9 protein-coding genes and 1 pseudogene are annotated in these 11,107 nt (G+C 40.6%); 5 read left to right on the forward strand and 5 right to left on the reverse strand.

The genetic code is table 11. The annotated features are described in order from the left end of the window. Nucleotides 1-131 (forward strand): annotated as a pseudogene (locus ACERCF_RS12020) (IS110 family transposase); the annotation flags it as partial. Nucleotides 132-273: 142 nt separating this feature from the next. Here ACERCF_RS12020 and mgsA read toward each other — a convergent pair. Further along, nucleotides 274-732 (reverse strand): methylglyoxal synthase, encoded by a 459-nt coding sequence (gene mgsA, locus ACERCF_RS12025; RefSeq protein WP_373611793.1) that lies wholly within the window; start codon nt 730-732, stop codon nt 274-276. A 125-nt stretch (nt 733-857) separates the two neighbouring features. Here mgsA and thrC point away from each other — a divergent pair, with 125 nt between their 5' ends. The 3 genes from thrC (at nt 858) to fabR (ending at nt 3,939) form a co-directional block, all read left to right on the forward strand. After that, the gene (gene thrC, locus ACERCF_RS12030) at nt 858-2,132 is read left to right on the forward strand and encodes a threonine synthase (protein ID WP_373625716.1); all 1,275 of its coding nucleotides are present in this window, start codon (nt 858-860) and stop codon (nt 2,130-2,132) included. Nucleotides 2,133-2,432: 300 nt separating this feature from the next. After that, nucleotides 2,433-3,317, forward strand: a complete 885-nt coding sequence (gene oxyR / locus ACERCF_RS12035; RefSeq protein WP_373625717.1) for a DNA-binding transcriptional regulator OxyR — start codon at nt 2,433-2,435, stop codon at nt 3,315-3,317. A gap of 1 nt (nt 3,318) precedes the next feature. Then, the gene (fabR, locus tag ACERCF_RS12040; RefSeq protein ID WP_373611790.1) at nt 3,319-3,939 is read left to right on the forward strand and encodes an HTH-type transcriptional repressor FabR; all 621 of its coding nucleotides are present in this window, start codon (nt 3,319-3,321) and stop codon (nt 3,937-3,939) included. Between the two features lie 186 nt (nt 3,940-4,125). Here fabR and ACERCF_RS12045 read toward each other — a convergent pair whose 3' ends face one another. Both ACERCF_RS12045 and ACERCF_RS12050 read right to left on the reverse strand, forming a co-directional pair. Next, nucleotides 4,126-4,425 carry a DUF4298 domain-containing protein gene (locus ACERCF_RS12045; RefSeq protein ID WP_373611788.1) on the reverse strand — a complete coding sequence of 100 codons (300 nt, stop codon included), beginning with the start codon at nt 4,423-4,425 and terminating at the stop codon, nt 4,126-4,128. 156 nt (nt 4,426-4,581) lie between these two features. Beyond that, entirely contained in the window at nt 4,582-6,942 is a 2,361-nt protein-coding gene (locus ACERCF_RS12050; RefSeq protein ID WP_373625718.1) for a YadA family autotransporter adhesin, read from the reverse strand. A gap of 401 nt (nt 6,943-7,343) precedes the next feature. Between ACERCF_RS12050 and ACERCF_RS12055 the strand changes: the two genes are divergently transcribed. Continuing rightward, a complete protein-coding gene (locus tag ACERCF_RS12055; RefSeq protein ID WP_373625721.1) occupies nt 7,344-8,414 on the forward strand; it encodes a cytochrome-c peroxidase in 1,071 nt (356 codons plus the stop codon). Between the two features lie 44 nt (nt 8,415-8,458). On the opposite strand, the gene ACERCF_RS12060 is transcribed toward ACERCF_RS12055, so the two are convergent. Together ACERCF_RS12060 and mpl are read right to left on the reverse strand one after the other, a co-directional pair. Beyond that, entirely contained in the window at nt 8,459-9,448 is a 990-nt protein-coding gene (locus ACERCF_RS12060; protein WP_373625719.1) for a virulence RhuM family protein, read from the reverse strand. Nucleotides 9,449-9,608: 160 nt separating this feature from the next. Next, nucleotides 9,609-10,973, reverse strand: a complete 1,365-nt coding sequence (mpl, locus tag ACERCF_RS12065) for a UDP-N-acetylmuramate:L-alanyl-gamma-D-glutamyl-meso-diaminopimelate ligase (RefSeq protein ID WP_373625720.1) — start codon at nt 10,971-10,973, stop codon at nt 9,609-9,611. Nucleotides 10,974-11,107: the final 134 nt, after the last annotated feature.

The raw sequence follows: 11,107 nt of genomic DNA on the forward strand, positions 1-11,107 counted from the left end.
CATTTTATGAACGGCTGATTGCTCGTGGCAAACCGTTCAAAGTGGCGGTAAACGCCTGTATGCGTAAGCTTTTAACCGTGATTAATGCCATCGTCCGTGATGGCTCACAGTGGAATGCTCACGCGCTTTAATTAACGAATTTGTATCTTGCCAAAAATGTTGGGGAGATACAGTTGCTACACACAATCATTATTTATTTAGAACTTGGCAATCCTGCGGCTCCAAAAGAGCGAGCATTGCGAGTAAATATAACCACTTGTTGAACATCAAATGTTACCCTAAACGCTCCGCCAAATAACCATCGTAATCCGGCACAATGGCTTCAACTTCTTGATTAAATAAATCCGCATTTAATAAGAAATTTGCAGAAGTTTCATTAATGGCAACAGGAATATTCCACACCGTTGCAATTCGCATTAGGGCTTTTACATCAGGATCGTGCGGGGCGGCATTCATCGGATCCCAAAAGAAAATCAGCATATCAATTTTCTTTTCTGCAATTAGTCCGCCTAATTGCTGATCGCCGCCCATCGGGCCGCTCATTAATGCGGTGATTGCAAGCCCTGTTTCTCTGGCAAGCAAATGCCCTGTTGTGCCTGTGGCGTAAAGTTTATGGGAAGCGAGTTGCGATTTATGAGTTTGTGTCCAGCGAATTAAATCGTGCTTGCAGCTATCGTGGGCAACCAACGCAATCTGTTTTTGTTTTGTGATTGTTCGAGTTGTGGTTTTCATTTTTATCTCCTTTGCAAAATTTTTCCTAAATCATACCGCTTATTTTTCGGTTTTGCATTGACTAATCATCGCTTATGGCTAAAATCAAATAAAAATTTCTATTTTAAATAAAGGATCTTTCCCCAATGAACTTATACAACATCAAACACCCGGAAGAACAAGTCAATTTTGCCCAAGCAGTACGCCAAGGCTTAGGCAAAAATCAGGGGTTATTTTTCCCTGAAGTCTTACCCAAATTAGACAACATTGATGAATTATTAGCGTTACCTTTAGTTAAGCGTAGCCAAAAAATTCTTTCTGCCTTAATCGGCGAAGAATTACCGCAAGAAACTTTAAATGCAATGGTAAAAAATGCGTTCACATTCCCTGCCCCACTTGCCAAAGTAAATGATGATATTTATGCGTTAGAATTATTTCACGGTCCAACGTTAGCTTTCAAAGACTTCGGTGGTCGTTTTATGGCACAAGCTCTCGCAAACGTGCGTGGCGATGGTAAAATTACCATTTTAACTGCGACTTCAGGCGATACAGGTGCGGCGGTGGCTCACGCTTTCTATGGTTTAGAGAATATCAATGTGGTGATCCTCTACCCGAAAGGCAAAATCAGCCCATTACAAGAAAAATTATTCTGCACATTAGGTGGAAATATTCGTACGGTAGCGATTGAATCAGACTTCGATGCTTGCCAAGCATTAGTAAAACAAGCCTTTGATGATGCTGAACTTCGCCAAGCAATCGGCTTGAACTCTGCAAACTCAATTAACATCAGCCGTTTGTTAGCTCAAGTTTGCTACTACTTTGAAGCGGTGGCACAACTGCCGAAAGAGAAACGTGATAATGTAGTGGTTTCTGTACCAAGCGGTAACTTCGGTAACTTAACCGCAGGTTTAATTGCAAAATCAATGGGCTTACCAATCAAACGTTTTGTGGCTTCAACGAACGCAAACGACACTGTTCCACGCTATTTACAATCAGGCAAATGGGAGCCAAACGCAACAGTTGCTACTCTTTCAAACGCAATGGACGTAAGCCGCCCGAACAACTGGCCACGAGTTGAAGAATTATTTAAACGTAACGGCTGGAGCTTATCAGATTTAGGCTCAGCAGCATTAAATGATGAAGAAACCGAAGCTGCTTTAAAAGCTCAATATGCAGAAGATTATTTATGCGAGCCACACGGTGCGATTGCCTACCAAAGCCTAAAAGACCAACTACAAGCAGGTGAAACAGGCATTTTCTTATGCACCGCCCACCCTGCGAAGTTTAAAGAATCGGTTGAACGTATTTTAGAAATTGAATTACCGCTGCCGGAAGCATTAGATAAACACAACAAATTACCGTTGTTATCTGATGAAATGCCAGCAGATTTTGCTACATTACGAGCCTACTTATTAAAATAAGTCACAACTCCTGAAGATAATGTGTTGGGCATAAATGCCCAACCTACGTATTCTTGTTTTTCTTTGTATAATTAATATACGATATTAATGAACATTGTAGGTTGGGCATTTATGCCCGACGTTTTTCCCTACTGTATTTTATTTTCTATTGATTTGTTTTAATTAAATTAAAAACAAAAATAAATCGTCAAATCCTATCAAATAATAGCGTTATATTATAAAATGTTAAACATTATGCGTGCGAATATGGCATAATTTACTTATCGGATTAATAGGAACATATCAAATTGGAGAAATAAATTGAACATTCGAGATTTAGAATACCTGATTGCCCTAGCAGACTACAAACATTTTCGCCGTGCTGCGGAATCTTGCAATGTCAGCCAACCAACGTTAAGCGGACAAATACGCAAATTAGAAGATGAACTCGGTACTATATTGCTGGAAAGAACCAGCCGTAAAGTGTTGTTTACTCAGGCAGGATTAATGTTAGTAGAACAAGCTAAAGTAGTATTACGAGAAGTTAAAATTCTCAAAGAAATGGCAAGCAACCAAGGTAAAGATATGTCCGGCCCGCTTCATATTGGGGTAATTCCAACACTTGGACCTTACCTTTCTCCAATGATTATTCCCGCATTAAAAAAAGATTTTGCTGACCTAGACCTCTATCTTTACGAGTTGCAAACCAATCAATTACTAGCTCAGCTTGAAGCCGGACAATTAGATTGTGGTATTCTTTCATTTGTAAAAGAGAGCGAACCTTTCATTGAAGTACCAATCTTTAACGAAGAAATGTATTTAGTTGTACCGGAAAACCACGAATGGGCGAAATTAGATAAATTAGATATCGGCTTATTGAAAAATAAAGAGCTGCTTTTCCTTGATGGAGGGCATTGTTTACGCACTCACACGCTAGATTACTGCCTGTCTATCGGTGCAAAAGAAAATCCACACTTTAAAGCCACGAATTTAGAAACCTTACGCAATATGGTAGCAGCAGATGTAGGTATGGCACTCATCCCCAAACTTGCTGCCAAGCCAACAAAAGGTATTTGCTATATTCCATTTGATAATCCAAAACCATTCCGTACTGTAGGTATGGTTTATCGACCGGGTTCGCCACTTCGTGTGCGTTATGAGCGTTTAGCACACGCCATCACACAAATTGTTAAAACTGAGGTTTAAAATGGCAAATATGGTTAGTGTACGAGCAGTTCAAAAAGAAAAAACTCGTAGAGCATTAGTTGAAGCTGCTTTTAACCAATTAAGCCCGGAAAAAAGTTTTTCCAACTTAAGTTTGCGAGAAGTTGCTCGAGAAGCGGGTGTTGCACCTACCTCATTTTATCGCCATTTTAAAGATATGGACGAGCTTGGTTTAGCAATGGTTGATGAATCTGGCTTATTGCTCCGTCAATTAATGCGACAAGCCCGTAAACGTATTGCCAGTGGCGGTAGCGTGGTTATTGTCTCAGTTGAAACCTTCTTTGAACTGATCGCTGACAGACCTAACGTCTTCCGACTTCTGCTGCGAGAAAGTTCAGGCACATCGCAAGCCTTCAGAACTGCTGCTTCACGAGAAATTCAGCATTTTGTGGCTGAATTAGCGGATTATATTATGGGAAAAGATAACCATAGCAATCGAGAACTTGCCTATATTCAAGCAGAAGGGCTTGTTACTTTAGTATTTACCGCAGGCTCTCACGCACTTGACATGAGTAACCAAGAGCGAGAAAAGCTCAAGCAGCGAGTAATTATGCAGCTTAGAATGCTAATTCGAGGTTCGGCATACTACGCCGCCAAATCATAAAATTTCTCGCACGGAAAGAACCTATCTCCCCATAAATCAATATCGGTTGCGGATAATTTGTCCTAGAGTTAAACGTAAAGTTAATATTATTTGCGGCAATTTTTGGGGCGAAAAATATTTCGCCCCTACCGTTACGCCCATAAATCAACATCGGCTGAGAATAGCTTTGGGGCGAAAATTTCACCTTTACTCTTTTGTAATATGTGCAGTGGATAATTTCAGCCACTCTAAGGCTAATTGATGTTGATCCGATAATGCGTTCCACAATGCATCTTCTGATAACACACTATAATTACCTTTAGTATCCAGCTCTTCATCAAAACTATCGTGTAACTCACGCCATTTTGGATCATAATAAAATTGGCTTAACGGCTCTAAAAGCTCGTTTGCCTTTTTCCATTGCTCTAATCCTTTTTCCAATTCAGGTAATAATTCCACCCATTGATTATAGCGATCTTGCATTTTTTGAATGTCTTCTTTTTTCATACGCTCTCCTTATTACAAGCGGTCAAATTTAATCAATTTTTTGCAATTGGCTACATAGTAGCAAAATTTCAAAAAAATTTAACCGCTTGCACTTATTTTTTATCACAAATAAAAATCCCCTTCCGAAGAAGGGGATTTGAGCACATTATAACATAATTACCATTGGTAACCTACACCAACAGAACCACCTACATCACCACGGGTATTGGCATTACCTTGTAATTTCAAGATAACTTTGCCGTTGTCACTTGCACGTGAATAACCCACTGCAAGTGCGCTTTCCCCTTTGAAGGTACCTGCCGACGCTGCCACCATTGATTTACCTGGAATGTAAACTTGTGGTAAACCAGCTGCTGCATTCGCACCTGCGATGCCCGCACGCAAGTTACGGTTGTTACGGTTAATCTTATTATCAAGATGATTTACCGCACCTTTTAATTGGCTTACGTTTACTGCATCAGTATCTGCAACACCAGCTCTCACATTAGTAATACGTTGTGCAGAGCCATCAGCTTTGGCTACACGTAATCCTTCTTGATTTGAAGAAATCGTGGTTGCATTGTCACCTTTACCCACCTTAACAGTATCAAACTCTGGATTGTCAGAAACAGCCACATTAATGTTCTTACCTGAACCGCTGATTTCCACATTACGGCCTGCATTTACTTTTACAGTATCGCCGGCTTTCACTTTATTGTTATCCGCAGTATAAGTGTTTTTGGTTGCTGCGTTTGCTGTGGTTTCATCTTTTTCAGAATCTACTTTCCAGCTTACGTTGTTCACGGCTTTCGCAAGGTTAGTTGCATTCACGAAGTTTGCACCTGAACCGTTCGGATCTTGTACCACTAAAGTACCGTCCGCTGCAATAGAGCCATTAGCATTGGTTTGTGAACCGTTAGATACTGTTAAACCAGTTTCACCGATATTCACTGCAATTTCACCTTCTTGGTTGGTGCTAACTGTTGTGCCCTTACCGTTTACTATATTGATAGAACGATCTGGCGTAGTATTCACGTTTTGGCCGTTCACTTTCGCATAGTTGTTTAACTGCTTACCGTTGATCACATCTGTGCTTACCGGGCTAATATCGCCATCTGCAACGTTCGTGATCTTCGTTGGATTACCGTCTTTATCACCTACTTTGATGTTATCTCTATCGTTAGTGATTTTCGGTCCATTCTCGTTGAATTGTACACTGTTCACATTGATATCTTTCGCTAAATCATAAGTGATATCGCTATTTTCACGTTTTACCGTTAAATTGCTGCTACCTACTTTGAAGGTTGCAGTATCACTTGGGCTGATTAGCTCCGTACCTTCTGTACCTTCTGCTGCCAATTTCCAACCTGAGTTGTTAATTGCGTTAGCCACAGTTTGTGCCGTAACTAATACTGTTGGCGCAACAGGTGTATTCACTTTACCATCTGTGTTAGTCAGCGGCGTGGTGTTAGCGGTAATCACAGTCTTAGTCGGATCGTTTGGATCTGTCTTCGTTGTGATGGTATCACCATCTACATTCACATCGTATTTGACGGTTGAAGTTTTTCCGTCTGTGTCTACAACAGCTGTTGTGCCTGCGCCGTTAACGAAGTTTACGGTGTCAGCGTGTACCACAACATCTTTAGCTTCGCCGTTGCCTTGTAGGTTCCAACCAGCGTTTAGTACATCGCCTAGCGTTGCAGCATTGTTAGCGTTTTCCTCTAGCAATACTGGGTGGTTTGCATTTGGCTGTTCTGTGGTTGCTGTTGTCACCGGTGCCAAGTTTGACTTGATGTTAGTCAAGGTCATTGGATTTGTCGTGCTGTTATCGCCATTGTTCATAGAAGCAATCACATTATTTGGTTCAACTTTTTCACCTGTTTCTGGGTTAATGAATGTGCCATCTGGCTGTTTCACAACCTTGTTACCGTCTTGATCGGTATAAACCACAGGCATTTGGTCTAATGTGCCTTTAGCTACCATATAGAGCTGTGAACCATTGATCGCATCGGTAGAAGTCTCTGTGATACGACCTGCCACCACATTAGTAATAGTACGTTTCAGGTTATCGTTACCCACAGAAACAGTTGCAAACGGGGTTGTGCCTGCAAAGTTGCCGTAAGTTACGCCATTAACTGTGGCTTCGATTGTGCCAACCGCTTCTGCTGTTGCTGACGCACCTAAAGCAACAGAGTTTGCATGTCGAGCAGATGAAGCTGCACCGATTGCCATTGCGCGGTTTGCATTTTCATAAGTCGTCGCACCGGTACCGATAGCAACAGATTGGAACGCTTGTGTATTCGCTGCATTACCTAGCGCTAAGCTGGCTGCACCTAATGCGTGTGCACCACCACCTAATGCAGTTGCGTTTGCTTTAGTTGCCATAGAATCTTTACCGATAGCAATCGCAAAATTCGCTTCTGCTTTAGCAGTATTACCGATACTGATAGTATCGTTCGCTTCCACTGCTTGACCAGCATTTAAACCGATCGCAACATTGTTGTTACCCTTGGTTAAAGTGCCTGCATTGCTGCCCAATGCGGTGTTGTTATCGCCTGTTACACGACGACCAGCATTTTACAAATTTTTCAACAAAAGCGACCGCTTGTAATGCAATGAGATTGCTTGATAACCACACCTCTATTCCTCAATAACTGCCTACTTTATTGCTTTTATTATAAATTATGCTAAACAAAACACTATTTTGAGTTTAACAAAATCTTTAATATTTTATCAAAATTTCTACAATTTGTTTTAATACTCTCTTCAACAGTTCAGTAAATTAATTGTAAATTTCTACTAACTAAAATAGACTAACTGTCTATGTTTAACAGTGTGATAGATTAAGGAAACGAATGTTACAACATCCGATAACTATGTTAGCACTAGGAGTATGCATAACAAACTTAGGCTTTGCCTTAGAAAGGCAGCATCGTGTTATGCCCACAGGCGGAATGACAAAACCTTTAATCGGGCAGATTCTGTTTTTTGATAATATGCTATCGCATAACGGCTCGCAAAATTGCTCAAGTTGCCATAACCCGGATTATGCCTTTATTGATAACCGCACTACTCCGGCAAAAGGCGTGGTTTCACAAGGCGATGACCCAACCAAATTCGGCAAACGTAACTCTCCTACTATACTTTATGCAAAATACTCGCCTGATTTCCACTTTGATGAACAAAGTCAAGAATATATTGGTGGGCAATTTTGGGACGGGCGAGCCAAAAACCTTGCCGAGCAAGCCGGTATGCCGCCTATCGACCCAAATGAGATGGGAATGCCGAACAAATTAGCAGTAGCCCAAAGATTATATAATGTGCCGATGTATCAACGATTTTTAGGGCAATTTTACGGCGAAAAGGTATGGGAAAGTTATGAAAGCGTTTATGCGGCAATGGAAGATGCCATTGCGACATTCCAACAAGAAAACAAGCTGCTCGCTCCCTTTGATTCAAAATACGACCTGTTTTTAAAAAGCGAGGTACAATTAACTGCATTGGAAGAAAAAGGCAGAAATTTATTTTTCAATAAATCTCAAACTAATTGTAGTAGTTGCCATCAATTGCAAAGTAAAGATTATAAAGAAGAAACCTTTAGCAATTATCACTACTATAATTTAGGCGTGCCAAGCAACCCAAAATTGATTGAAGTGAACGGCTTCCCGCCAGATTTTGTTGATTTAGGCTTGTTTGAAAACCCAAATGTAAAAGGCGATGAAAAACAAAAAGGCAAATTCAAAACCCCTACTTTACGCAACATTGCCATAACCGCCCCTTATATGCACAACGGCGTATTTAAAGAGCTAAAAACCGTACTACTCTTTTTAGACAGCTACAATAACCCCGAGCGAAAAATCAACCCTGAAACCGGCAAAGCATGGCAACAAGCAGAATTTGAAGCCACCATCGCTCACGATAAATTAAAAGCCAAGCCGCTCACTGATGAAGAAATTGAAGCATTGGAAGCGTTTTTAAAAACATTGACGGATGAACGGTATAGAAAATAAGGTTACAAGCGGTAAAATTTTGTGAAAATTTTACCGCTTGTGTTTTACTGTTTTAGCCCTTTTTCTAACTGCTCTAGTTCCTCTAGATCTTCAAGCTCCGCTTCCTGCTGTTTTAGATACTTACGCTGAATATCAAATTTTTCGTATTGTTCTCTGGCAAAACTTTCCATTTTTTTATGCGTAATTGTTCCGCCATTTTCTAATACAGGAAAGCCGTTAAACTCAATCAGCATATCTACATTTCTTCGCCAAAATCCTAATGTTAAATCTTGATTATTTTTAACCCTTAATTCCGCACTCTCAAGGAAAATCATTACCAGACGATTTAAAGAATCCAACTCATCATTATTCAAGTAATTTTTAGCGGTAATAATATCACCCTTGCGAACAATTTTTCCTTTCCAACTGGTTAAACCCATATTCGCTTTTGTGGCATCAGCCCTTTGGCAAATTAGTTCGGCTGCTGTTTGTTTAGTAATTGCGTAAATCAGCTTATTTTGCGTTTCTGCAAAGAACATTTGAGTATTTTTATCTGTTTTATCGTAATCACTAGATAATTTAAATAGCTCTCGTACTTTTTGATAAAACCGCAGTTCACTGGCTCGAATTTCTCGAATTTGCTCGAGCAATTCATCAAAGTAATCTAGCCGCCCTTGAGGATTTTTTAGCCGTTCCGTATCCACTAAAAAGCCTTTATCCAGATAGGAACGTAATGTTCTGTTTGCCCATTTTCTAAATTGCACTCCTCTTGGGCTACGCACACGAAAACCGATTGCTAAAATCATTGCTAACGAGTAGTGCTTTACTTGATAGTTTTTACCATCTTGGGCAGTTATCAAATAATCCTTGATAACTGAATTTTCATCTAACTCATTGTCTTTTAAGATATTTTTGATATGCTTGGCTATATTTTGAACAGAGGTATCAAAAAGTTCTGCGAGCTGGTTTTGTGTTAGCCAAGCCTCATTTTCAACCACTAACAAGGCTACATTACTTTTGCCGTCTTCCGTGTTATAAATAATTAAATCGTTCATATTTCATTCTGTTTATTGGTAGGGATATTAGTCGCTATTTTCAATAAAATATGTATGAATATCCAGAAATGATTTTAAATTTTTCGATGCAGATCACAAAAATAGAAAGGCAATACAAACAAGCGGTAAAATTTTGTGAAAATTTTATCGCTTGTAAGGGTTATTTATTCGCTAATTTGGTAAGTAGTTTCTGATAAATGCCGCCAAATGCTCCGTTGCTCATCACTAAAATATGATCGTTTGGTTTGGCTTCTTTGACGACGAGATCGACTAAATCATCAATATTTGCCGACCAATACGCCGGTTGTGATAACGCATTAGTAATCTCGCTCACACTCCACGCAATAATATCGGGCTGGTAAACAAACACCGCTTCGGCATCACTTAGGCTAGGGGCTATTTCATCTTTATGCACGCCCATTTTCATTGTATTTGAACGAGGCTCTAACACTGCCAAAATGCGTTGGTTTTTCCCGACTTTACCACGCAGGGCATCAATGGTCGCCTCAATTGCGGTTGGATGATGGGCGAAATCATCATAAACGGTAATGCCGTTTACCTCGCCTTTCAACTCCAAACGGCGGTTGGCATTCACAAACTTGCCTAATGCCTCGCAAGCCCCTTGCACTTCAACCCCAGCGTGGTGAGCGGCGGCAATCGCCATTAAGGCATTGTGCATATTATGCTTACCAATAATCGACCAACGCACCTCACCTTTTTTAACGCCTAAGTGAAACACCTCAAACTGTGAACAATCGGCATTTAGGGGTTTAGCAAACCATTCATTGTGTTCGCCAATAAATTGTAATTGGCTGTAACTGCCCATTTTGAGCGTATCTTGCACGTTTTGATCAGCCATAGCTGATAAAATACAACCGCTTTGTGGCATTGTACGAACAAGATGATGGAATTGGTGTTGAATGGCTTTTAAGTCATCAAAAATATCGGCGTGGTCAAATTCCATATTATTGATAATCAGCGTTTTCGGTGTGTAATGCACAAACTTGGAGCGTTTGTCGAAGAAGGCGGAATCGTATTCGTCCGCTTCAATCACAAAGAATTTGCTACTGCCTGCTCGGGCAGAAATACCAAAATTGCCTGCCACGCCGCCGATTAAAAAGCCGGTATCAATGCCGTTTTGGTCTAAAATCCACGCTAACATTCCTGTTGTAGTAGTTTTACCGTGCGTGCCGGAAACCGCCAGTACCCATTTGTCTTTGAGCAAATGATCGTGCAGCCATTGTGGGCCGGAGGTGTAATTGAGTTGGTTGTCCAACACATATTCTACACACGGATTACCACGGCTCATCGCATTGCCGATGACCACCAAATCAGGGGCTGGCAGGAGTTGGCTAATGTCATAATGGGGAATAATTTCAATGCCGTGAGCGGCTAAAAAGGTACTCATCGGTGGGTAAACATTGGTATCTGAACCTGTTACTTTGTAGCCAAGTTCACGGGCAATCATCGCCACCCCACCCATAAAAGTACCGCAAATACCTAAAATGTGGATATGTTTTTTCATTTTTTAAATATGTAGCAACTGTATCTCCCCAACATTTTTGGCGAGATACAAATTCGTTAATTAAACCGCGTGAGCATTCCACTGTGAGCCATCACGGACGATGGCATTAATCACGGTTAAAAGCTTACGCATAC

It is taken from the genome of Mannheimia kashgarensis, from assembly GCF_041807705.1.
In the GTDB taxonomy this organism is placed as follows: Bacteria; Pseudomonadota; Gammaproteobacteria; order Enterobacterales; family Pasteurellaceae; genus Mannheimia.